Here is a 22,311-nt window from a genome sequence, read left to right as displayed (position 1 = left end):
ATAATCACCAACGTATATTCCAAATAACTTTCCTACTCAGCCTTTACGCGCTAATGCTTACAGTTTTATTACAAAGCAAAAAACATACTTTCGCAGTTATACTTGATAAAAGAAGCGCAATGTTTTTGTTAGTTTTTTCTCTTTTCGGTTTCTTATCGTCTCAAGCTAATCAGGAAAAAAGCTTCAGTTTACTTTACACATTTCACATCAGCCTACTTTTTGGGGCAATGCTCTATATAAGTTCTATAAATGATAAAAAATCTGTGTTACTCATTATTTATACCTTATTAATAGCACACACAAGTTTGGTTTTGGTTTGCCTACTCAACATAATTTTTACACTAGCAGAGCAGCAACCTTTAAACCCCTACATAATCTACTCTGGCTTTATTAATATTCGCTTTTTTAATCAGGTACAGGTTTTTATTCTTCCCTTTTTAATATTACTGCTAAAATTTCAAAGTATTCAACGCATCGTATTCATTGTTTTATTTTTAAATCTATTACTAATTTTTATTGGCCAAGCCCGAGGGGCCTTGCTCTCATTTTTTATTTTTTCAGTATTTGCTCTCATACTGAAAACAACCTTAAAAAAGCAAATTTTAACCGGGCTAGTTTGCCTAGCTCTTAGCTGTATCACTTTTTATATTTTAGACTCATTGAATAAAGGAGGGGCCGATATACTTCGTACATCCTCTTCAGGCCGTATTGATTTATGGTTAAATACACTTTCTAACCTATCATGGAAACATTTTTTTATTGGAAATGGTCCTGGTGTATTTGAAATGTCTCTCGGAAGCTCAGCACCGTTTAGCCATCCTCACAACTCATTGATAGAAGTTTTAAATGAGTGGGGAGGAATAGCCCTTATATGTATTTTAATCGTAATTTTTAATACATTTAGAAAATCTATAATACACTTAAAAAATCATAAAAAAGATGTAATCACGGAAAGTATTTTTTACTCTTTTGCTATTGGTATTACGTACTCACTATTCTCTGGTGTACATGTGATGCCGGTTTCACAAACCTTGTTATTTATAATGTGGGGCTTACTTATTGGCAGGCTTTATAAAAACAAGTACAAATATATTCATATAAATATATATGCTAAGTTATTTTTGGCGTGTGTATTCGTTCTTGCTTGGTTTTTATACTTACAAAAAGCAATAGAAATTTATAATAATATCGACCCTGATAATGGTTATATTTATGGGCCTAGATTTTGGTCCATTGGTCAACGTTTCTAATGTAAAGTATATTTCTACCAAGAATCATTCGTTTAAGTTATGCTAGGTACAGAATTCTTTAATAATATTAATTCAGCTGGATAATCTCATGGCAAAAAAACAACAAGATAAAGGCCTCGATACATTTCAGTGGGTCGGTGTAAGTGCCCGAGGGAAAAAACTTGAAGGAGAGCTCACAGGTAATAGCATTGCACTTGTAAAAGCACAATTACGTAAGCAGGGTATTACGCCATCAAAAGTAAAGCGTAAGCCAAAGCCTTTATTTGGCATTCAAAGTGTTCAAAAAATCACCCCTAAAGATATAGCGCTTGTTACCCGCCAAATTGCCACCATGCTAATGGCGGGTGTACCGCTTATACAAGCTATTGAAATGATTGGCTCTGGTTCAACCAATAAAAGTGTTGGTAAACTAATGGAAACCATAGGCGATGAAGTAAAAGCAGGTCAGCCTTTATCGCAAGCACTTAGAAAACACCCTCGTTATTTTGACGACTTATATTGTGATTTAGTGGCGTCGGGCGAGCAATCCGGTGCACTCGATAAAATATTTGACCGTGTTGCGTTATACAAAGAAAAGTCTGAAGCGTTAAAGTCAAAAATAAAAAAAGCGATGTTTTATCCAATATCTGTATTAGTCATTGCAGGTATTGTAACTTCTATTTTGCTAATATTTGTAGTGCCACAATTTCAAGATATATTTGCAGGTTTTGGTGCTGAACTCCCTTCATTTACTTTATTTGTAATCAGTATATCTGAATTTATGCAAGAGTATTGGTGGATGATTTTAATTGTAATTGTTGGTTTTGGTTATGCATTTAAAGAAGCTAAGCTCAGAAGCTTAAAGCTCAGAGATGCAACCGATAGAGCCATATTAAAACTCCCTGTTATTGGCATGATTTTAAACAAAGCCGCTGTTGCCCGTTATGCGCGTACACTTTCAACCACTTTTGCGGCAGGTGTACCACTTGTTGATGCGCTTGACTCTGCTGCAGGTGCCTCGGGTAACGCAGTGTACCGTTATGCTATTTTAGATATTAAAGCCGAGGTAAGCTCGGGTAACCAAATGAACTGGGCTATGCGTAACTCTAAAATATTCCCTGATATGGTGATTCAAATGGTGGCCATTGGTGAAGAATCTGGCTCACTCGATGGCATGTTGGCTAAAGTAGCGACTATTTACGAGCAAGAGGTTGACGATGCGGTTGATGGCCTTTCAAGCCTGTTAGAACCACTTATTATGGCGGTACTTGGTGTGCTTGTTGGTGGGTTAATTGTGGCTATGTACTTACCAATTTTCCAGTTAGGCTCTGTAATTTAATTAATAAAAATTTACAGGAATTAAAGAGAGCCTTGTTTTTATAAGGTTGGCGGCTAACGTCTTCTCATTGATTCTCTATCACTTTTTTTTAAAGCAGTTTTCAGGTTTATAATGCAAAGTATTATTGAAGTAATGCAAAGCCAACTCTGGTTTTATTTAACCACTGTTGGCTTAGTTAGTTTATGTGTAGGCAGTTTTTTAAACGTTGTTATTTACCGTTTGCCACTTATGATGCAACGTGAATGGCAAAGCGAGTGTAGGCTATTATTAGGTGACGAGCTAAATACCAATACAGCTAAACCCAAAAATACCAGCGAGCCTTTTAATCTTGTAAAACCAAATTCTACCTGCCCTAAATGCAAAAAGGCCATTAAACCTTGGCAAAATATACCTATTATTAGCTGGTTAATACTTAAGGGTAAATGCGCAAGTTGTAGCAACCCTATCTCTATTCGATACCCCGCTATCGAGGCCATTACCGCTCTATTAAGCTTAGTGGTTGCTTATACCTTTGGCGCAACAGAACAAGCATTATTATACATAGTGATCACGTGGGCACTTGTGGCACTGACCTTTATTGATATAGACCACATGCTACTGCCCGATCAGCTAACTTTGCCGCTTGTTTGGCTAGCACTTATTGCCGCCGTTACCGGAATTACAATTACGCCAACTGATGCTATTATGGGGGCCGCCTTAGGTTATTTAAGCTTGTGGAGTGTTTTTTGGTTATTTAAACTGTTAACAGGCAAGGAAGGCATGGGCTATGGCGACTTTAAACTTTTAGCTTTATTTGGTGCACTATTGGGCTGGCAATCGTTACTCACCATAATACTGCTTTCAAGTGTTGTTGGCGCCATTATTGGTATCGCTTTGTTAAGTATTCAGGGTAAAGACAAAGCAACCCCCATCCCATTTGGGCCCTACCTAGCAATTGCTGGTTGGATCACGTTACTGTGGGGTAACCAATTGCAAAACGCGTATTTTAACTTAATTGGTTACTAACTTGAGTGCGCACTAAAATGAGCAAATCTGATATTAAAACATCACCTTGGGTTCTTGGCTTAACAGGCGGTATAGGCTGTGGCAAAACAGCGGTAAGTAATATGTTTGAGCAGCTGGGTATAACAATAGTTGATGCCGACATTATTGCGCGCCAAGTTGTGAAGCCTAAAAGCGATGGTTTAAATGCCATTGTGAGTAAATTTGGTCAAGGTATTTTATTGAGCGATGGCACACTCAACAGAAGCGCTCTGCGTGAACGTATTTTTACTAACAATGCAGACAAAGAATGGCTAAACACTCTATTACATCCACTTATTAGAAACAAAATACATAACGATATTACTACCGCTAAAAGTGCATACGTTGTTCTTGTAGCGCCACTTTTGTTTGAAAACGGCCTTGATAAACTGTGTAATCGAACGCTACTGATTGATATACCTCAAAGTGTGCAAATAGAGCGCACGGCTTCGCGTGATAATGTAAGTGTTGAGCAAGTAAAAGCGATTATTGCAGCGCAAATGTCACGCGAAGACAAACAAAAAAAAGCAGATGATATTTTAAATAACGACCGCGCACTTAACGACGTTAACCACGACTTATTAGAGCTTCATAAAAGTTATCTACACATGGCACAAATGCCAGCAACTTAAATTGTAAAACCGAGTCAAAACAAACTAATCTCCTATATTAATTAATAAATTTAGCCTAGATTGTGAAGAGTAATGTAATCCCCTTCTTTTTTCTGATAAATTACTCTCTCTGAAGGATTAAAAAGGTGCGCAATGAATATTAACTCACCGTTATTAAGAAAGTTTCTTACGCTTGGGCGTATTGATGCCGATACGGTAAAAGCAAAGCAGCAAGAGTTTGCCTCAACAGCTGAACTGATATCTAAATGCGGAAAAATAGACAGTAAAGAGTTAGCAGAGCAATGTATTGATTTGTTCCGTGTTCCCTATTTTGATTTAAAAGACTTTGACCCCGCGTCTATTCCTGCCGACCTTGTAAAAGAAAAACTGATCCGCAAGCACCATATTTTACCGTTGGTCCAAAAAGGCCGAAAGGTTTATGTGGCAGCCTCTGATCCAACCGATTACGGCGCATTCGAAAACTTTGAATTCAGTACCGGCTTTTCATGCGAAATTGTCGTTGTTGATTATATTCAGCTCGATAATAAAATTGAGCAATTGCTAGACGCAACCGGCAGCTTAGATTTAAGCGATGATGAGTTTAAAGAATTTGCCGACCTTGACACAGAAAACCAAAAAGAATCTACACCACAAGATGATGATAAAGACGATGCGCCTATTATTGTTTACATTAACAAAATTTTAATGGACGCGATAAAAAAAGGTGCATCGGATCTACATTTTGAACCTTACGAGCACAAGTACCGCATTCGTTTTCGTATTGATGGCATTTTACACGAAGTGGCAAGCCCACCTAATACATTAGCAACTAAGCTTTCTGCTCGTATTAAAGTAATGTCGCGACTTGATATTGCCGAAAAGCGCAAACCACAAGATGGCCGAATTAAATTAAAAATTACTGAGCGAAAAAGTATCGATTTTCGTGTTAGTACTATGCCAACGCTGTGGGGCGAAAAAATAGTAATGCGTATTCTTGATTCATCAAGCGCTATGCTAGGTATTGATGTACTTGGTTACGAAGAAGAACAGAAAAAGCTATACATGGATGCACTTGGTCAACCACAAGGTATGATACTGGTTACAGGCCCAACCGGTTCAGGTAAAACGGTCTCTCTTTATACGGGTTTAAACATACTAAACCAACCTGAGCGAAACATTAGTACCGCTGAGGATCCGGTTGAAATAAACTTGGAAGGAATAAACCAAGTACAAATTAACCCTAAAGCAGACATGACCTTTGCTAATGCGCTACGTGCGTTTTTACGTCAAGATCCCGACGTGGTAATGGTGGGTGAAATACGTGACCTTGAAACCGCAGAAATTTCAATAAAAGCGGCGCAAACGGGTCACTTGGTTTTATCTACATTGCATACTAATTCAGCACCAGAAACCATTACCCGACTATTAAATATGGGCGTTCCCGCCTATAACGTAGCCAGCTCTATTAGTTTAATTATTGCACAGCGGTTAGCACGTCGTTTATGCCCAAAATGTAAAACACCAGAGCAATTGCCAAGCGAAGAGCTATCTCGCCAAGGGTTTAGCACAGCGCAAATTGACGATATGACTCTCTATGCACCTAAAGGGTGTGATAGCTGTACCGATGGCTACAAAGGCCGTGTCGGTATTTACGAAGTAATGCAAATTACACCAGAAATTGCACAAATAATTATGCGCGGCGGTAACTCATTAGAAATCGCTGAGGTATCATTAAAAGCCGGTTTTAATAATTTACGCCTATCGGGTTTACGTAAAGCCGCTGATGGTTTAACGTCACTTGCAGAAATAAACCGCGTAACCAATATGTAAAGCTATTTAGCGCTTTTTATTTTTATAGCGAGCGCTAATGACTAACCTAAGCTCTGGAAGTTAAAAAGTTTAACCAGCCTTTAGGCTAAGAAAAATGTAGAGAGTAAAACATGCCTACTGTTGTAAACTGTCCAACCTGTAAAAAAAATGTAGAGTGGTCTGAGCAAAGCCCTCATCGCCCATTTTGTTCTAAGCGTTGCCAACTCATTGACCTAGGTGAATGGTCGTTTGAAAATAATAAAATTTCAGCGCCCATTACATCAGCAGATCAAATAAACCAAGACATGATTGAAGACATAGAAGCCATGATGGCTAAAAACGAAGATGACTTTTTTAAGTAATGTCATAAAGTATCTATAAAAACAAAAGCCAGCTAATTGCTGGCTTTTTAGTGCTTAAGCTAAAATATAAGGTTATGGCAACCTATATTTTGGGAAATTAACCTCTTTGCTTACGGTGCTTTTTGCCCATACGCTTTTGCATTTTAGCAAACTTCTCTTGCTGCTCAGCGTTAAGTACCTGCATTACTTGGTGCTGCGTTTTTAGCTTAATTAAACCAAACTCTTCGCCTTTACTTTGGCGTGCATTCAATAGCTCTTTAGCTGCATTTTCATCAAATGTTGCAGCGCTAAGTAATGCATCCATTTTGGCTTTATGCGTTTCACGCATTTCTTTAAGTGCTTCTTTATCGCCGCCTCTTAAGGCTTTCATTTGCGTTTTTTGTGCTTCAAAAATAGCTTTAAGCTTAGTTTGCTGCTCGTCGGTTAAATCAAGCTTGTTGGCGCCGCGCTCAGAGAGTAAAAAACGCGCTTGAGAGTGGCCTTGCTTATCATGCATGCCGCCTTTAGCTAATACGCTGCCTGCGCCAAGAGTGGCTGTTGCTAGGCCACAAATAAGTACTAATTTTGAAAGTGTATTTACTTTAGTCATAATCATCACCTTAACTGTTGGGTCGGTTGTGGTTAGCTGTCGTTGTGACTGCTTAGCCTGTGAGTTAACTATAACTAACTCAACGCAAAGTAACGCAAAGCAGTGTAAAGGTTGTGTAAAGATTCACTTTTGACCAATTAAGGGCGTAAAATAAAGAAATGACATATTACCTAAGGGTTTGTAAATGAAACTATTAATGATTGACGATGATACGGGTCTTTGTGAATTACTAAGCGAATACCTTTCTACCCAAGGGTTTGAAGTACAGAGCGTACACGATGGCGCACAAGGCCTAAAGCTGGCACAAAACAACGAGTATGCATTAATATTGCTTGACGTAATGCTACCTACTTTAGATGGTTTTGAAGTACTAAAACAGCTTAGGCAAACAAAACTTACGCCCGTTATTATGCTTACTGCGAAAGGGGAAGACTTTGACCGTATTTTTGGATTAGAGCTTGGCGCTGACGACTATATACCAAAGCCGTTTAATCACAGAGAGTTACTAGCCCGCGTAAAAGCAATTACTCGCCGCATTGAACATATAAATAGTTTAGGTGTTACTAACACAAATAAGCTGCTTGTGAATGGGGTGACGATAAACCTTGGGGCAAGGGAAGCATTAATAAATGAGCACACGCTCACGCTTACTGGCACAGAGTACGAAATACTCGCGCTTTTATGTAAAAATGCTAGCGAAGTTGTTAGTAAAGAACAAATAAGTGAAGAGGTATTAGGCAGACGTTTAGCATCGTTCGACCGCTCTATTGATATGCATGTTAGTAATATCCGGAAAAAAATAGCAGAGCACATCAAAACCGAACGAATTAAAACAATGAGAGGCACGGGTTATGTTTTCATTCAAGGCGAATAAGCCCAGCGCTTTTTATTGGCTTAAGCACCCTCAGCATTACTTATTTTTTAAAATATTTACATGGTTTTGGGTGACTATAATCGGCACTGTTACCGCGCTTATTTTTTTTAGTAATATAGGCGCTCTTAACTTAGTGAGTAACGAGCCATTACAAGGGCCAATAGAAAAAAACTTAGCCTATACCGCTAAAAGCATAGAACGCTCTGCATTTAAGCATAAGCGTTCGCTTAATAGTATTCTTTCACATCCACGACTTTCTAAACGTAAGCTATTATATTTAAGCGCTGAGCAATCTGAAGACTCGCTAACTAATAAAACCGTTCCAGCAAATATAGATTTAAGCTTGCTTAATTTTACAAAAAACATGCCGCCACAAGTTGTGTTTACAGAGCAATACCAAGCATTTGGCCCTGTTCAATTAACACTACCCGAAGGCACTTTTTATTTATATGAAATAGACATAAACAATCAGCCTCCTTTATTTATACGCTTAAAGCTAATGCCTGGCTGGATAAAAATATCAATTGCTATTAGCGCGTCTTTAATTTTAAGCTTTTTGTTTAGCCGCAATTTAATAGCGCCTATAAATAGCTTAAAAAAAGCGGCTGTAAAACTATCTTCTGGTGACTTAAGCGCACGCGCTTCTATTTCAGCAAACCGAAAAGACGAATTGGGTGTTCTTGGCCGTGACTTTAACAGCATGGCAAACCAATTAGAGCTGCTAATAAGCTCACAAAAACGTTTGCTCGCCGATATATCTCATGAATTGCGATCCCCTCTTACTCGATTAAAAATGGCAACAGGGTTAGCACAAATGCAAGCAAACGAAGCAAGTCAGCCGTACTTAGTAAGAATAGAAAAAGAAGCGAACCAGCTCGACAAAATGATTGCTGACGTTTTGCAAGTCTCTCGTTTAGAGGCGAAAAGCCAAACTCTTTCGCTGCAAAAACAATCGCTACAAGTTATTGTTGAACACGTATTGAACGATGCACAGTTTGAAGCAAAGCAATGTAATAAACAGCTCACAATATCTGGCGATACAAAAGTAACCATTAACTGCGATGAGGCCCTGATTGCCAGCGCGCTTGAAAACCTACTGCGTAATGCCATTAAATATGCAAATAACACCATAAATATAACGTTATCGCATGCAGATACCGTACATATTGAAATATGTGATGATGGCCCTGGTGTACCAAATAACCAGCTTGATAAGCTATGTGAGCCGTTTTTTAGGCAATCTGATGCTAGAGATAGAGTCAGTGGCGGAACCGGTTTAGGCTTAGCTATCGCAAAAAATGCAATTACAGCTCATAATGGCACCTTAGTTTTATCTAATAAAGATCAGGGCGGCTTGTGTGCTAATATCACACTGCCAATAATCAAAGAGTAAACCATGTTTTATAGTAGTGAGCGCGAGCTTAAAGGTAACCAATCAGCCATTAATGATTTTTATCAAAACACATTAGTTAAAGCGTATTTAAATACGCCTAATGGGCAGTTATTTTACGCGCATGCCCAGCCGGATAAAGCTCATGTTGCCATAGTTGTTAGCTCGGGCAGAATCGAAGGGCTCGATAAATACAAAGAGTTATTATGGGAGCTTTACACTAATAATTTTGCTGTATTCATTGTTGACCACCAAGGACAAGGTCGCTCTTACCGCTATTTAAAAAATAAACATAAAGGCTATGTAAATAATTTTGGTGACTACAGTGCCGATCTTAATTTATTTAACACTCAAATAGTCGACACCGTTTGGCAAGGTAAAAAGCTATTAGTGAGCCACTCGATGGGAGGTGCTATTGCATTTGATTATTTGGCAAACTATGAGCATAGTTTTAGCGGTGCGTTTTTATCAGCTCCCATGTTTGATATACACACCAAAGGGATCCCAAAGCCTTTAGCCCGAATAATTGCAAGTAATGCCGTACGCCTTGGTTTTCAGTTTAGCTATGCACTTGGGCAAACCGATTATACCCCTGAGGAATTTCCTTTAAACGTATTAACAAGCTGTGAAGTACGCTATAGCTTATTTAGACAAACTTATAACGAAGAGCCTTTATTGCAACTTGGCGGGGTTACCTATGGATGGCTAAACTCAACCTTTACTTTTTTAGCCTCAATAGATGAGCTCAATATTGATATTCCAGTTTATATTGCCAGCGCTAAAAACGATGTGGTTGTCGATAATGAAGCGCACTATAGGCTGGCCAATAAGCACGCAAATATTACTCTAGAAAGCTTTGCTGACGCTAAACATGAACTATTTTTTGAATGTGATGAAATACGCCAGCCAGTGCTTAACAGCTTGTATCAGTTTTGTGAGTCGGTGACGGCTTAGTCAGAACCGACAGCGGATCGAGGTGGATTAATATATCAACCTCTGATTCAAAACGAGCACCTATCATCGCTTCAACTTCATCGGCCACAGTATGAGCTCGGATCAGGCTTAAATGGTCATCAAGCTCTAAATGCATTTGAATAAACTTAATTTTACCACCTTGGCGAGTACGAATTCCGTGTACACCATGCACGTCGGTATGCTCTTTAGCAATATCAAAAATACTTTGCTTTTCATCGTCGGGGAGTTCTTTATCCATTAAATGATCGGCACTATCTCTGGCAATATCCCAACTGTTATAGAGTAGGTAGCCTGCGACCCCTATTGCAAAAATAGGATCGGCATACATCATTCCGTAATAAGATAAAGCAATCGCAATTAAAACGGCGGCATTTAAAATCAAATCACCTTTGTAGTGCACCGAATCTGCTTTTATAGCAATAGACTCTGTATGTTTAATTACTTTGGTTTGCACAAAAACAATCACCAAAGTACAAGCAATAGCAAAAGCACTTACCCATACACCTAATAATGAATGTGTAAGCTCTATAGGATTAAATAAACGCTCTATACCATGGAATGCCAGTAAACAGCCCGAACCTGCTATAAACGCAGCTTGCCCAAGCCCTGCTAATGCCTCGGCTTTACCGTGACCAAACCGGTGATCATCGTCAGCCGGACGCAGTGCGTAACCCAAAACTAAGAAGCTCATGAATGTAGCGGTAATGTCCATTAATGAGTCTGTTAACGAGCCAAGCATTGAAGCTGAGCCTGAAGCAAGCCAAGCCCACGCTTTTGCTGCAATCATTAAACTCACCATTACCATAGTAATAATGCTAGAAGCTTTAACCCAAAATTCGTAACTGCGGTTATGCACGTTTTTATCCGCTAATAAGAGTATTCATGCTGTGAGTATATCATTTTTTTTAAGGGTTTCGTGTATACTCCTTCCGTCAAATACCGTTAATTAAAAAGGCTAATTATGCTGGATATTGTTTTATACCAACCTGAAATTCCACCTAACACGGGGAATATTATCCGCCTTTGTGCAAATACCGGTTTTTCGTTGCATTTAATTGAGCCTTTAGGGTTTGAGTGGGACGATAAACGTGTAAAGCGTGCAGGCCTTGATTACCATGAATTCAGCCATGTTCAGCGCCATGCATCATTTGAAGCCTACCTTGAAAAATGTAAACCCAAAAAGGTATATGCGTGTACGACTAAAGGTAGCCAATTTCATCATGAAGCACGTTACGAAGCAGGCGACTGCCTAGTATTTGGACCTGAAACACGCGGCCTTCCCGATGAGATGATTCAAGCGCTACCAAACGATCAGCGCGTGCGTATTCCAATGCAACCCAATAGCCGAAGCATGAACCTATCAAATGCGGTAGCGGTATTTGTTTACGAATCATGGCGACAGCTGGGCTTTCCAAACGCGCAGTAATACCTGCTTTATTAAAGCAAACAAAAAACCGACATTACGTCGGTTTTTTAGTTTTACTCACAATGATGAAAGCTATTCTGAGCGTTGCTCTCTTCCTAGCAATGCCATAGCAGCGGCTTTCATGTCTTTATTTTCATAAAGTACTTTATAGATTTGTTCAGTGATAGGCATTTCAACGCCTGCACGCTGGGCAAGTAAATACACTTCTTTGGTGTTTCTAAAGCCTTCTACCACTTGGCCTATCGACTCAATAGCGGCTTCAACACTTTCACCTTTACCCAGTGCTAAACCAAAACGACGATTACGCGATTGGTTATCGGTACAGGTTAAAATTAAGTCACCCAAACCCGCCATCCCCATAAAGGTTTCTGGCTTAGCCCCAAGCGCACAACCTAACCGAGTCAGTTCAGCAAGGCCTCGAGTGATCAAGGCTGTACGAGCATTTGCTCCAAAACCTACGCCATCAGAAATACCCGCGCCAATAGCAATTACATTTTTAACCGCGCCGCCCAGTTGGATACCAATAAAGTCATCATTGTTATACACACGAAACGAGCGACCACAATGCAGTAAATCAGCAAGCTGCTGTGCAAACTCAGCTGAAGTAGACGAAACAGAAATAGCTGTTGGTGAACCCATTGCCATTTCTTTAGCAAATGTAGGACCCGAGAGTACCGCAAGTGCCATTTCATCACCCAACTCTTGTTGTGCAACTTCTTGTAATAAGCGCCCCGTATTGGGCTCAAGACCCTTAGTCGCCCACGCTACTTTTGCATCGGCTTGCAACGCAGGCTTTATCTGCGCAAGCGTGTCGCCAAATGCATGGCTAGGCACAACAACGAGCACAATAGCACTGCAAGCAACTGCACGTTGTAAATCGGCTTCTAGTTTTAGCGTTTCTGGGAATGGTGCGTCAGGTAAGTAACGTTGATTTTTCCGCTCAGCTGCAAGCGTGGCAACGTCGTCGCTATTGCGTCCCCAAAGCGTCACGTTATGACCATTTCGGGCTAAACAAATAGCAAGGGCGGTGCCATAAGACCCCGCCCCTAATACAGTAACAGCTGAAGTTGCTGTACTCATAAGTTATGCGTCTGCTGTAACCTGGTCAGCTTGCGCAGTACGTTGTTGCATGTACTGTGCAAATAACGCGTCAAAATTTACTGGCGCAAGGTTCAGCTGTGGGAAAGTACCACGGTTTACTAGGTTAGATACTGCTTCACGTGCATATGGGAACAATACGTTAGGACAAAATGCACCTAGCATATGAGCAAGCTGTACTTCTTCAACCTCAGCAATAGTAAAAATACCCGCTTGTTGAATTTCACATAAAAACGCAGTTTCTTCGCCAATTGATGCTGTAACCGTTAATGCTAAAACAACTTCAAATACACCTTCGTCTAACTTGTTAGAGCGAGTATCTAGGTCTAGCTTAACTTCTGGCGTCCATTCTTTTTGAAAAATTGCCGGAGAGTTTGGCGTTTCAAACGACACGTCTTTAGTGTAAATTCGTTGAATAGTAAATTGTGCGCCTGCGTCTTGTGCCGCTGCTGCGTTTTGAGTTTCTTCGTTCATTGTTATTCCTAACTTGTTCGTTATTATAATTAAATTAAGCGTGTAGCTTAGCGTCAAGTTTGCCTTGCGCTTCAATAGCCATCATGTCGTCACAGCCACCGATATGTTCATCATTAATAAAAATTTGCGGTACAGTGCTTGCGCCACCGGCTTTAGTGATCATTTCATCACGAAGCTCAGGTTGTACACCAATATCATAATTAGTGAACTCAACGCCTTTGCTTTTTAAAAGCGCCATAGCGCGCTGACAAAATGGACAATATGCCTTGGTGTATAAAACAACGTTACTCATAATAAATCCTCTATCGGTCTAGCTAAGTGTGGTTAGCGACCTGTTATCGTTGGTAAGCTAGCAGATTGCCATGCACCCATTCCGCCTGCTAATACATAAACCTGCTCAAAACCGGCTTTATGCATTGCTGTAGCTGTACCTTGGGCTGTCATACCTGTAGTACATACTAATATAATGGGTTTAGTCTTGTACTTTTCAAGGGCTGAAAAGTCAGATTTTTTTGCATTTTCAGGGCTTAAATGTTCAGCACCCGAAATACGACCAGACGTAAACTCTTTTTGTGCACGCATATCGACTACTTGACCGTCTTCACGATTAATAAGTAGCGTTAGCTGCTGAGGGTTTATTTGACGGATAGCTGAAAACTTACTTTTTATCCAACCACTGACAATAAGAAAAACAATACCAACCCAAGCTAGGCTTAAAATAGGGTGATTGCTTATAAATTCAATATATTGATCCATTCGACTTCCACTATAAATTACATCCCAAAACGCAATGTTTTAGACATTTTAGACTTTAGCCACGCAAGTATACCCAAACCAACTTAAAATGCGAGTTTACACAGAGTTTAAAAGTACTAAAAACACCCCATATAAAGGTTATTAACCGCACATCGTCATCAATACGATATTCAATTAAGTGAAAAAATTTAATATGCTGTTTTGTATGCTGATTCAAGTAACAAAACACGGTATGCTAAAGCTAAACAGGTGCTAACTTTTAGGAGTGACTATGACTGAACATAAAAAACCACTGGTATTAATGATTTTAGACGGTTGGGGATATCGCGAAGACGAGCAAAGCAACGCAATACTCGCTGCAAACACCCCAGTATTAGACGATTTATGGGCGACTCGCCCTCGCACGTTAATTTCAGCGTCTGGTTTTGATGTAGGTCTCCCTGATGGACAAATGGGTAACTCTGAGGTTGGGCACGTAAACTTAGGTGCTGGTCGTATCGTGTATCAAGATTTTACTCGGATCACCAAAGCGATAAATGACGGTGAATTTGACTCAACCCCTGCACTTGTTGAAAATATTGATAAAGCAGTAAACGCTGGAAAAGCTGTTCATGTTATGGGGCTATTGAGCCCGGGTGGTGTGCATAGCCATGAAGACCATATTGTTGCAACCATAGAGCTGGCTGCTAAACGCGGTGCTAAGGAACTCTATTTTCATGCATTTTTAGATGGTCGTGATACACCACCGCGCAGCGCCAAAGCATCTATTGAGCGTATAGAATCGTTATTCGCAAAACTTAATTGTGGACGATTAGCAACACTCGTTGGTCGTTATTATGCAATGGATAGAGATAACCGCTGGAATCGTGTAGAAAAAGCCTATGATGTAATGACCTCTGGCATTGGAGAATTTAACTACGCCAATGGCGTAACCGCATTAAATGCAGCGTATGAGCGCGATGAAAACGACGAGTTTGTTGCTCCTACAACTATTACACCAGAAGGTACCGAAGCGGCGCAGATTAATGATGGCGACACCGTTATTTTTGCAAACTTTAGGGCAGACCGAGCACGTGAAATTACACGCGCCTTTGTAGAGCCTGAGTTTGACGGCTTCACCAAGAAAAAATCTCCGGCTCTTAGCGCATTTGTCATGATGACAGAATATGCGGCCGATATAGACGCACCCGTTGCATTTGGCCCAACTCCTCTTACTAACGTATTAGGGGAATGGCTTGAAAAGCAAGGTAAAACGCAATTACGTATTTCTGAAACAGAAAAATACGCACACGTTACCTTCTTTTTTAGTGGCGGACGAGAAGACGAATTTGAAGGTGAAACGCGTGAATTAATCCCTTCACCACAAGTAGCAACCTACGATTTACAACCTGAAATGAACTCAGAAATGCTGACCGACAAACTCGTAGAAGCTATTAAAAGTGGGAAATACGACGCCATTATATGTAACTACCCTAATGGCGATATGGTTGGCCACTCAGGTGTATTTGATGCCGCCGTAAAAGCCTGTGAAGCCGTTGACGCATGTATTGGCCGTGTAGTTGATGCATTAAATGAATTTGGCGGTGAAGCGCTGATCACGGCCGATCATGGTAATGCAGAACAAATGGCTAACCTTAAAACGGGCCAAGCACATACCGCGCATACAAGTGAACCGGTGCCATTTATTTATGTTGGTCGCGATGCTACACCATCAGAGGGTAAAGCATTAAGTGATGTTGCCCCTACTATGCTGCACTTAATGGGCATGGAGCAGCCAAGAGAAATGACTGGCACGCCCATCATGACGTTGAAATAACCCATGATTAAACGTGTTAACCGATACTTTAAGTGCGGCTTAATACTCGCCTCATTGGTGACTGCATCAGCAGTTGCCAATGAAGATCGCACTAAAAAAGATCTCTCGCAGGTGAAACAAGCACTTGAACAAAGCCAATCTGAGTATAATCAACAACGAAAAAAAATATCTCAACTTCAAAAAAACCTTAAAAGCCATGAGCTTGAAATAGCTAAAAACGCTAAAGCACTCAACATGGCTGAGCAGTCTGTTAAAGAAACCCAGCAACAGCAAAATCAACAACAAAAAAAAGCTGATGAGCTAGATAAAAAACATATCGAATTTCAACGTATTTTAGGGGCGCAGTTAAAAAGTGCTTACATGGCAGGTGGTGATGACTACTCTAAAATGTTACTGAATCAAGAAAACACAGCGCAATTTGAGCGCACACTGAGCTATTATAATTACCTCAACAAAGCACGAATTGAACAGATAGAAGAATTAAAAGAACTTAAACAACAAATCACGTTAAACCAAATTGCACTAAATAAAACAAAAGAAAAGCTATTAGCTTTGTACGATGAGCAAAAAAAACGTCAAACAGCTTTAGTAAATGCACAAAGTGAACGCCAGGCAAACCTCAGGAACCTTCAGGTTCAACTTACAAGTACTAAAAGCTCAATCGATTACTTAAAAGAAAATCAGCAAATATTGGTTACCACTATTGAAGAACTTGAAAAAGAAAAAACAGAAAAAATAGAATTACTTGGTCTTAATAAAAATAAAGGGAAATTAAACTGGCCGAGTAAAGGGAAATTACAGCACACATTTGGCCAACGAAAGCATGGCGGCATTGACTGGAAAGGCGTGCTTATAGGTGCAAAAGAAGGTACCAATGTAAATAGTGTCCACAATGGGCAAGTTGTATTTGCAGATTGGTTAAAAGGTTATGGCTGGGTAATTGTAGTCGATCATGGTGAAGGCTTTATGAGCTTGTATGGCCATGCCCAAACGCTACTAAGAGACGTAGGTGACATGGTACGACAAGGTGAAACATTAGCGTTGGTTGGTCAAAGCGGCGGGCAGGCAAGTTCTGGTCTATACTTTGAAATACGACACAAAGGACGCGCAGTAAACCCCGTAAAATGGTGCAGACGAATTTAATTGACTAAACCGCTGCTCCGCTGAGGAGTAGCTGATGAAAAACAATAATGTAATACCCGCATTTAAAAAAGCAGGCTATGTTTCCAGCCTGCTTTTATTCACTTTTATTTTAATATTTAACAGTGCACTCGCAAGCTCAGTAAAAAATCTAAAAAGCCAACAAATCGATGAAATTTTATTTAACATACACGCTTATTATGTTGACGATTTAGATCTACAAAACAGCCATTATGTACAATACAACAACAAACAATTTGAGCGCTTATACTCAAAGCTAGACCCCTACTCTAAATACCTAAATCAACACGAGTTAGACGCCTTATTTGACAATACCAATGGCCGCTACACAGGCATTGGTATTGAGGTTAAAAAAGTTAATAAAGATATAAAAATTGTCAATGTGGTGAGTAACTCTCCAGCCAAAAAAGCGGGGATATTAGCAAACGATATTATTGTAAGTGTTAATCAAAAAGCGGTAAACACGCTCAGCGTTGAAGAGGTGGCCGTGTTAATAAAAGAAAATCAATTTACAACGATTAACCTCACCGTTAAGCGAAATGAAAGCCCAGCCCCTGTGTCGTTTAACGTAGCTCGTACGCAAATACAACTAGAAAGTGTAACCAGTAAAATTTTAGAGTCAGGCATTGGCTACTTAGCTATCAATAGTTTTTCTAATCACACGCTACATGAAGTAGCACTGCAAATTGCAGCGATGCAAAATAATTACGATTCCCCATTATTAGGACTTGTTATTGATTTACGTGATAACCCCGGTGGCACGTTAAAAAGTGCGATTGCGGTCTCGGATCTCTTTTTACAAAGTGGAACAATAGTTACAACTAAGGGCCGATACTTTGACGCTAACCAGGCTTTTTATGCTAAACGGGGCGACATACTCAAAGGCACCCCAATTGTTGTACTTATTAACGAAAACTCAGCTTCTGCGGCCGAAATTTTAGCCGGTGCCTTAAAAGATAACCACAGAGCAAAAGTGGTTGGAAGCCAATCGTTTGGGAAAGGGTCGGTGCAATCACTTATACCGTTAGGGGATGGTAACACTGCATTAAAGCTCACCACTGCAAAGTATTTTACCCCTTCTGGTAAATCAATTGATGGCGTTGGAATAACACCCGATGTGACGATTAATCAAACAATACTTCCACAAAACAATAAAGCCGTTATAATAAAAAATGAGCAAGCAAAAAATAACCAAAACCAGCTTGTTAATACCTTAGCTGATTTACAATTAGTTAAAGCAAAACAATTACTCAGCATGCAGTAACAGTTAAATTCTGGCATTTACTGAGAAAAAGATAATAAAAATTATAAACGTGAATACTATTAACAAAAACATACGAATGTGGCTTTTTATCAGTATATGTATTGCTTGCTTTAGCGCTAACGCCAACGCTAAACAAATAGCGATAGTCATTGATGATATAGGCTACCACCAAAGAGACTTAGAGTTTTTAACCTTACCTGGGCAATTGACCTATTCAATTTTGCCCCACACCCCCTATTCACAAATTTTTGCAACACGTGCTAGCAAAGCAAATAAAGAGTTACTGTTACATGTGCCTATGCAGGCGCTTAACGGCAAAGCGCTTGGGCCAGGTGCGCTAACCCTTGATATGGACAAAGCTCAACTACAACAAACCCTAGGAACAGCACTAGCAAGTTTGCCGCAGGTTAGAGGCGTGAATAATCACATGGGCTCGGCATTAACTCAGCAAAGCCAAGCCATGAAATGGACAATGGAAGTACTTAAAAAGCGTCAGTTATACTTTTTAGATAGCCGGACAACAGGCCTAAGCCAAGCACAAAATGCCGCCAATTTTTTTGGGGTCGAAAATGTTAGTCGTCATGTTTTTTTAGACAACATAACAACAGCAGATCAGCTTCAGTTTAGGCTCGATGAACTAAAACAAAAAGCAACTAAACACAACTTTGCTATTGCCATTGCCCACCCCTACCCAGAGACGATAGATTTTTTGCGTAAAGCACTGCCAGAGCTGAGCCAACAAGGCTATGAATTAGTGCCAGTTTCTCAGTTAGTACAACGCAAGTACATTCAGTTAGCGCAGGCTCAAGGAAAAACAATTAGCGCGCGATAATTAAATCAAATAAGGTATTTGTCTCTTATGCTTTATAATACCCATCCGCAATGATACTTAATCATTTTGCGGAACTAAATGTGTCGCTGACTGCGTGAAAAAATTCTCATTTAGAACAAATAAATAGCAATTTTTCTCCCTAGCTATCAACACGTTTTCCGGCCTCATAAGTGAATCGGCATGATATTTGTGTACATTATTAATTTTCAACAAAAAAGCCCTGCATTTTCATGCAGGGCTTTTAAAATGTTACGCTTTTAGAACGTATCAACTCATAGCGCTTTGAAGCTTTTTCATTGCTGTTTTTTCAAGCTGACGAACACGCTCAGCTGATACGCTGTATTTCTCAGCAAGCTCTTGCAGTGTTGCTTTATCGTCTGACAACCAACGAGCACTAACTATATCTTGTGAACGCTCATCAAGTGTTTTAAGTGCGCTGAACAAACGAGTATGTGATTGTTCTTGCCATTGCTGCTGTTCAATGTCATCGGCTAAATCGGCAGAACCATCTGTTAAATATTGTACCGGTGAATAAGTGCTTGTTGGGGCGTCATCGTTATCGTCACCCGTTAAATCAAACCCCATATCTTGACCGCTCATGCGAGATTCCATTTCACGCACTTCTTTTTCGCTTACACCCAGCTCACTAGCAACCGTGCTAACCTCTGCTTGGTTAAACCAGCCTAGACGCTTTTTATTTTTACGAAGATTAAAAAATAATTTACGCTGTGCTTTAGTTGTAGCTACTTTAACAATACGCCAATTCTTCAGAACAAATTCGTGTATTTCAGCTTTAATCCAGTGCACTGCAAATGAGACTAAACGAACACCCACGCTTGGGTCGAAACGTTTAACCGCTTTCATCAGGCCTATATTACCTTCTTGAATAAGGTCAGCTTGTGGTAAACCGTATCCCGAGTAGCTTTTTGCTATATGCGCTACAAAACGTAAATGCGACATAATGAGTTGCTTTGCAGCACTAAGATCGCCTTCTTCCTGAAGCTTTTTAGCAAGTTCTTGCTCTTCTTCAACTTTAAGCATAGGTATAGTGCTCACCGCTTGAAGATAGCCATCCATGCTTGCGCTTTGTTGTCCAACTGTAAGTGCCATTGCGTATAAATCTTTACTCATTTTTCACCTCGGTGATAAACATTTGAAACCATCTTAGCACTCTTTCTCTAAGAGTGCTAACCCCAATTTAAAACTTTTTTAAAGCATAAATCAAGCGGTTTTTTAGCGTTATTGAAGTCTACTATAAGCGACTGAATAAGCGATGAATTAAGGGATTGCAGGTGGTTAACGTGAGTTTTTCACCTTATTTACAATTCATGCCAAATATGGAGGGTAGTAGATAAATGTGACAGTTTATATAGAGGCTGTACAACCCAACTAGTTAGCATACGCGCTAAGCACTGAGTTAGTTCACTTATATAAGTTTGTGTAGATGAGGAAGAGAGCAACACACTCATAAAGTTAAATGTCTATTCAAAAAAGTTTCACTTTAAAGTGAATAAAACATCAATAGCATAACCTATATAGCTCGCTTAATTAGCAACGAGCTATGCAGGTACCTATTACACTTTGTCTGGCTCTATTTCTTTAATGTATCTATTTACAGATAAGTAAGAGCCAACAAACCCCAAGCTTGTAGCAAGTAAAACCAAAAAGCCAAATTCGCTAAGCGTTAAACCAATGAGTAAAAAGTTAGTTTGATACACACCAGCCACGCTATTTACGGCTGAAGAAAGCCACCACATCATTAGCGCAACGGATATAAAAGCAAACAATCCACCAATAACGCCATACCAAATACCGGTCCATAAAAATGGCGCGTGTATAAATGTATTTGTAGCACCTACAAGCTTCATTACTTGTATTTCTTCTTTTTTGTCCATGATAGATAAGCGAATAGTGTTACCTATTATGAGCGTTACAGACGTTAATAATAACAAGGTAATGGTTATTACACTTTCTTTTAGCAAGCCAAGTAGTGCATTTAAGCGCTCTAACCAGGCTATATCAAGCTTGCCAAAATCAACCTCACGCTCCGCTTCTAACTTAGTTAAAAGCACCTTTGCAGCATTAGGCTGGCGGTGCCGCTTGGTGGGTGTGACTAGCACAACATCGGGTAATGGATTGCTATCTAGATATTCTAGCGCTTGCCCAAAACCTGACACTTCCTGAAATTCTTTTAATGCTTGCTGCTTAGAAATGAACGTTACGCTCTCTACTTCAGGGTATAAGGCTAAGCGCTTAACTAACGTTGCTGTTTCTTGTTTCGTCATTGTTTGTTTTACAAATAACGATATTTCACTGGCCTCTTCAAAGCCACTGCTTACTTGCTGCACGTTTTTAACCACTAAGTAAAGTGTGGCAGGAAGCGTTAAGCTTAATCCAAGTACCGCAATTGTCATCATAGATGCCAGTGGTGTTCGCCACATTTCACCCAGACTATGAATCCCTTGACGGAAAATATTAACGATAAAAAAATAGCCATTTGAAATAAATGATTTTTTTTGTTTTTCGTTTTTGTTTTGGCGGCTTTTAAACAATAAACTCATAATGCCCCCTGCGCTAATGGATCTTCAAGCATTCTGCCATCCTTTAACGTTAAGCTCCTATACTTCATGCGCGCAACAAGCCCTAAGTCATGGGTAGCAATAAGTACGGTTGTGCCGTGTTTATTAAAGTCTTCAAATAATTTAAGTATTTCCATAGACAGTTCAGGATCTAGGTTACCCGTTGGCTCATCAGCAAGTAAAATTGGCGGAGAATTAACAATAGCACGTGCAATACCAACTCGCTGTTGCTCACCACCTGACAACATAGATGGGTGACATTTAACCTTATCGATTAAACCCACTTTATCGAGCGCACCATGAACACGCTTTGCAATTTGATTACGGTGAGTACCTTCAATGATCAACGGTAGCGCAACATTATCAAATACAGTGTATCGCTCTAGTAATCGATGATTTTGAAAAATAATACCAATATCTCGTCGTGCATAAGGAATTTGACGCGAATTAACTTTATTCAAATCAATACCATTAATAAACACATTACCGGCAGAAGGGCGTTCCATTAAACTAATTAATTTTAAAAGCGTACTTTTACCTGCGCCACTGTGACCTGTTAAAAAGGCAAGTTCGCCGGGTTTGATATGAAAATTAACTTTTTCGAGGGCTCGATGCCCACCTGGATAGGTTTTACTTACTTGCTGAAAGTTTATCATTTTTTATTATGCCAACCTCATTAAAGTGTTAATGCAATTGGTATTCCT

At 39.8% G+C, this 22,311-nt stretch carries 23 protein-coding genes; 14 read left to right on the top strand and 9 right to left on the bottom strand.

Translation table 11 applies throughout. The annotated features are described in order from the left end of the window. The first annotated feature begins 53 nt into the window (after positions 1 to 53). The 6 genes from AC27I2_RS06165 to yacG all read left to right on the top strand — a co-directional run bounded on the left by AC27I2_RS06165 (position 54) and on the right by yacG (position 6,373). Entirely contained in the window at positions 54 to 1,250 is a 1,197-nt protein-coding gene (locus tag AC27I2_RS06165) for an O-antigen ligase family protein (RefSeq protein ID WP_487203744.1), read from the top strand. 88 nt (positions 1,251 to 1,338) lie between these two features. Continuing rightward, positions 1,339 to 2,568 (top strand): type II secretion system F family protein, encoded by a 1,230-nt coding sequence (locus tag AC27I2_RS06160; protein ID WP_487203743.1) that lies wholly within the window; start codon positions 1,339 to 1,341, stop codon positions 2,566 to 2,568. Between the two features lie 111 nt (positions 2,569 to 2,679). Then, positions 2,680 to 3,573 (top strand): prepilin peptidase, encoded by an 894-nt coding sequence (locus AC27I2_RS06155; protein WP_487203742.1) that lies wholly within the window; start codon positions 2,680 to 2,682, stop codon positions 3,571 to 3,573. 17 nt (positions 3,574 to 3,590) lie between these two features. Next, positions 3,591 to 4,223 carry a dephospho-CoA kinase gene (coaE, locus tag AC27I2_RS06150; RefSeq protein WP_487203741.1) on the top strand — a complete coding sequence of 211 codons (633 nt, stop codon included), beginning with the start codon at positions 3,591 to 3,593 and terminating at the stop codon, positions 4,221 to 4,223. Between the two features lie 132 nt (positions 4,224 to 4,355). Further along, entirely contained in the window at positions 4,356 to 6,032 is a 1,677-nt protein-coding gene (pilB, locus tag AC27I2_RS06145; protein WP_138530578.1) for a type IV-A pilus assembly ATPase PilB, read from the top strand. Positions 6,033 to 6,142: 110 nt separating this feature from the next. After that, on the top strand, positions 6,143 to 6,373 hold the full coding sequence (gene yacG, locus AC27I2_RS06140; RefSeq protein ID WP_487203740.1) for a DNA gyrase inhibitor YacG: 231 nt from the start codon (positions 6,143 to 6,145) through the stop codon (positions 6,371 to 6,373). A gap of 97 nt (positions 6,374 to 6,470) precedes the next feature. Here the strand turns inward: yacG and AC27I2_RS06135 are convergent, their stop codons facing one another. Then, positions 6,471 to 6,962 (bottom strand): Spy/CpxP family protein refolding chaperone, encoded by a 492-nt coding sequence (locus AC27I2_RS06135; protein ID WP_487203739.1) that lies wholly within the window; start codon positions 6,960 to 6,962, stop codon positions 6,471 to 6,473. A gap of 184 nt (positions 6,963 to 7,146) precedes the next feature. On the opposite strand from AC27I2_RS06135, the gene AC27I2_RS06130 reads away from it, so the two are divergent. Genes AC27I2_RS06130 through AC27I2_RS06120 form a run of 3 tightly spaced genes read left to right on the top strand, consistent with a single transcriptional unit; the run spans position 7,147 to position 10,180 of the window. Then, positions 7,147 to 7,836 (top strand): response regulator transcription factor, encoded by a 690-nt coding sequence (locus AC27I2_RS06130; RefSeq protein WP_138530584.1) that lies wholly within the window; start codon positions 7,147 to 7,149, stop codon positions 7,834 to 7,836. Beyond that, positions 7,814 to 9,229, top strand: a complete 1,416-nt coding sequence (locus tag AC27I2_RS06125; RefSeq protein ID WP_487203738.1) for an ATP-binding protein — start codon at positions 7,814 to 7,816, stop codon at positions 9,227 to 9,229. The genes AC27I2_RS06130 and AC27I2_RS06125 overlap by 23 nt, the downstream gene beginning before the upstream one ends. Positions 9,230 to 9,232: 3 nt before the next feature. Then, positions 9,233 to 10,180, top strand: coding sequence for an alpha/beta fold hydrolase (locus AC27I2_RS06120; protein ID WP_487203737.1), 948 nt, complete (start codon positions 9,233 to 9,235; stop codon positions 10,178 to 10,180). Here AC27I2_RS06120 and AC27I2_RS06115 read toward each other — a convergent pair. Continuing rightward, the gene (locus tag AC27I2_RS06115) at positions 10,140 to 11,057 is read right to left on the bottom strand and encodes a cation diffusion facilitator family transporter (RefSeq protein WP_487203736.1); all 918 of its coding nucleotides are present in this window, start codon (positions 11,055 to 11,057) and stop codon (positions 10,140 to 10,142) included. The two genes, AC27I2_RS06120 and AC27I2_RS06115, sit on opposite strands and share 41 nt — an antisense overlap. A 105-nt stretch (positions 11,058 to 11,162) precedes the next feature. Here AC27I2_RS06115 and trmL point away from each other — a divergent pair, with 105 nt between their 5' ends. Further along, entirely contained in the window at positions 11,163 to 11,627 is a 465-nt protein-coding gene (trmL, locus tag AC27I2_RS06110) for a tRNA (uridine(34)/cytosine(34)/5-carboxymethylaminomethyluridine(34)-2'-O)-methyltransferase TrmL (RefSeq protein WP_058404519.1), read from the top strand. A 72-nt stretch (positions 11,628 to 11,699) separates the two neighbouring features. Here the strand turns inward: trmL and gpsA are convergent, their stop codons facing one another. Genes gpsA through AC27I2_RS06090 form a run of 4 tightly spaced genes read right to left on the bottom strand, consistent with a single transcriptional unit; the run spans position 11,700 to position 13,955 of the window. Continuing rightward, the gene (gene gpsA / locus AC27I2_RS06105) at positions 11,700 to 12,707 is read right to left on the bottom strand and encodes an NAD(P)H-dependent glycerol-3-phosphate dehydrogenase (protein ID WP_487203735.1); all 1,008 of its coding nucleotides are present in this window, start codon (positions 12,705 to 12,707) and stop codon (positions 11,700 to 11,702) included. A 3-nt stretch (positions 12,708 to 12,710) separates the two neighbouring features. Further along, on the bottom strand, positions 12,711 to 13,199 hold the full coding sequence (gene secB / locus AC27I2_RS06100) for a protein-export chaperone SecB (protein ID WP_006794821.1): 489 nt from the start codon (positions 13,197 to 13,199) through the stop codon (positions 12,711 to 12,713). A 34-nt stretch (positions 13,200 to 13,233) separates the two neighbouring features. After that, positions 13,234 to 13,491: a glutaredoxin 3 gene (gene grxC, locus AC27I2_RS06095; protein ID WP_058404522.1), complete on the bottom strand. Its 258-nt coding sequence runs from the start codon at positions 13,489 to 13,491 to the stop codon at positions 13,234 to 13,236. Between the two features lie 32 nt (positions 13,492 to 13,523). Then, the gene (locus AC27I2_RS06090; RefSeq protein WP_058404523.1) at positions 13,524 to 13,955 is read right to left on the bottom strand and encodes a rhodanese-like domain-containing protein; all 432 of its coding nucleotides are present in this window, start codon (positions 13,953 to 13,955) and stop codon (positions 13,524 to 13,526) included. Positions 13,956 to 14,226: 271 nt separating this feature from the next. Between AC27I2_RS06090 and gpmM the strand changes: the two genes are divergently transcribed. The 4 genes from gpmM to AC27I2_RS06070 all read left to right on the top strand — a co-directional run bounded on the left by gpmM (position 14,227) and on the right by AC27I2_RS06070 (position 19,028). Continuing rightward, positions 14,227 to 15,771, top strand: coding sequence for a 2,3-bisphosphoglycerate-independent phosphoglycerate mutase (gene gpmM, locus AC27I2_RS06085; protein WP_487203734.1), 1,545 nt, complete (start codon positions 14,227 to 14,229; stop codon positions 15,769 to 15,771). A gap of 3 nt (positions 15,772 to 15,774) precedes the next feature. Beyond that, positions 15,775 to 16,914: a murein hydrolase activator EnvC family protein gene (locus AC27I2_RS06080; protein ID WP_487203733.1), complete on the top strand. Its 1,140-nt coding sequence runs from the start codon at positions 15,775 to 15,777 to the stop codon at positions 16,912 to 16,914. Between the two features lie 34 nt (positions 16,915 to 16,948). Then, the gene (locus tag AC27I2_RS06075) at positions 16,949 to 18,196 is read left to right on the top strand and encodes a S41 family peptidase (protein ID WP_487203732.1); all 1,248 of its coding nucleotides are present in this window, start codon (positions 16,949 to 16,951) and stop codon (positions 18,194 to 18,196) included. Positions 18,197 to 18,272: 76 nt separating this feature from the next. After that, positions 18,273 to 19,028: a divergent polysaccharide deacetylase family protein gene (locus AC27I2_RS06070; protein WP_487203731.1), complete on the top strand. Its 756-nt coding sequence runs from the start codon at positions 18,273 to 18,275 to the stop codon at positions 19,026 to 19,028. A gap of 267 nt (positions 19,029 to 19,295) precedes the next feature. Here the strand turns inward: AC27I2_RS06070 and rpoH are convergent, their stop codons facing one another. From rpoH to ftsE, 3 genes are all read right to left on the bottom strand, one after another. Then, positions 19,296 to 20,159 (bottom strand): RNA polymerase sigma factor RpoH, encoded by an 864-nt coding sequence (gene rpoH, locus AC27I2_RS06065; RefSeq protein WP_008128777.1) that lies wholly within the window; start codon positions 20,157 to 20,159, stop codon positions 19,296 to 19,298. 443 nt (positions 20,160 to 20,602) lie between these two features. After that, positions 20,603 to 21,589, bottom strand: a complete 987-nt coding sequence (ftsX, locus tag AC27I2_RS06060) for a permease-like cell division protein FtsX (RefSeq protein ID WP_487203730.1) — start codon at positions 21,587 to 21,589, stop codon at positions 20,603 to 20,605. Beyond that, entirely contained in the window at positions 21,586 to 22,263 is a 678-nt protein-coding gene (gene ftsE, locus AC27I2_RS06055; RefSeq protein WP_058404528.1) for a cell division ATP-binding protein FtsE, read from the bottom strand. Before ftsE ends, ftsX begins: the two co-directional genes overlap by 4 nt. Positions 22,264 to 22,311: the final 48 nt, after the last annotated feature.

This window comes from Pseudoalteromonas sp. NH0006-46, assembly GCF_057547735.1.
This window is presented reverse-complemented; position numbering and strand designations above follow the sequence as displayed.

Excerpts from the sequence above, each read along its gene's own strand:
- AC27I2_RS06165 (WP_487203744.1), top strand. The coding sequence starts at position 54 with ATGCTTACAGTTTTATTACAAAGCAAAAAACATACTTTCGCAGTTATA.
- AC27I2_RS06160 (WP_487203743.1), top strand. The coding sequence starts at position 1,339 with ATGGCAAAAAAACAACAAGATAAAGGCCTCGATACATTTCAGTGGGTC.
- AC27I2_RS06155 (WP_487203742.1), top strand. The coding sequence starts at position 2,680 with ATGCAAAGTATTATTGAAGTAATGCAAAGCCAACTCTGGTTTTATTTA.
- coaE (WP_487203741.1), top strand. The coding sequence starts at position 3,591 with ATGAGCAAATCTGATATTAAAACATCACCTTGGGTTCTTGGCTTAACA.
- pilB (WP_138530578.1), top strand. The coding sequence starts at position 4,356 with ATGAATATTAACTCACCGTTATTAAGAAAGTTTCTTACGCTTGGGCGT.
- yacG (WP_487203740.1), top strand. The coding sequence starts at position 6,143 with ATGCCTACTGTTGTAAACTGTCCAACCTGTAAAAAAAATGTAGAGTGG.
- AC27I2_RS06135 (WP_487203739.1), bottom strand. The coding sequence starts at position 6,962 with ATGACTAAAGTAAATACACTTTCAAAATTAGTACTTATTTGTGGCCTA.
- AC27I2_RS06130 (WP_138530584.1), top strand. The coding sequence starts at position 7,147 with ATGAAACTATTAATGATTGACGATGATACGGGTCTTTGTGAATTACTA.
- AC27I2_RS06125 (WP_487203738.1), top strand. The coding sequence starts at position 7,814 with ATGTTTTCATTCAAGGCGAATAAGCCCAGCGCTTTTTATTGGCTTAAG.
- AC27I2_RS06120 (WP_487203737.1), top strand. The coding sequence starts at position 9,233 with ATGTTTTATAGTAGTGAGCGCGAGCTTAAAGGTAACCAATCAGCCATT.
- trmL (WP_058404519.1), top strand. The coding sequence starts at position 11,163 with ATGCTGGATATTGTTTTATACCAACCTGAAATTCCACCTAACACGGGG.
- gpsA (WP_487203735.1), bottom strand. The coding sequence starts at position 12,707 with ATGAGTACAGCAACTTCAGCTGTTACTGTATTAGGGGCGGGGTCTTAT.
- secB (WP_006794821.1), bottom strand. The coding sequence starts at position 13,199 with ATGAACGAAGAAACTCAAAACGCAGCAGCGGCACAAGACGCAGGCGCA.
- grxC (WP_058404522.1), bottom strand. The coding sequence starts at position 13,491 with ATGAGTAACGTTGTTTTATACACCAAGGCATATTGTCCATTTTGTCAG.
- AC27I2_RS06090 (WP_058404523.1), bottom strand. The coding sequence starts at position 13,955 with ATGGATCAATATATTGAATTTATAAGCAATCACCCTATTTTAAGCCTA.
- gpmM (WP_487203734.1), top strand. The coding sequence starts at position 14,227 with ATGACTGAACATAAAAAACCACTGGTATTAATGATTTTAGACGGTTGG.
- AC27I2_RS06080 (WP_487203733.1), top strand. The coding sequence starts at position 15,775 with ATGATTAAACGTGTTAACCGATACTTTAAGTGCGGCTTAATACTCGCC.
- AC27I2_RS06075 (WP_487203732.1), top strand. The coding sequence starts at position 16,949 with ATGAAAAACAATAATGTAATACCCGCATTTAAAAAAGCAGGCTATGTT.
- AC27I2_RS06070 (WP_487203731.1), top strand. The coding sequence starts at position 18,273 with ATGTGGCTTTTTATCAGTATATGTATTGCTTGCTTTAGCGCTAACGCC.
- rpoH (WP_008128777.1), bottom strand. The coding sequence starts at position 20,159 with ATGAGTAAAGATTTATACGCAATGGCACTTACAGTTGGACAACAAAGC.
- ftsX (WP_487203730.1), bottom strand. The coding sequence starts at position 21,589 with ATGAGTTTATTGTTTAAAAGCCGCCAAAACAAAAACGAAAAACAAAAA.
- ftsE (WP_058404528.1), bottom strand. The coding sequence starts at position 22,263 with ATGATAAACTTTCAGCAAGTAAGTAAAACCTATCCAGGTGGGCATCGA.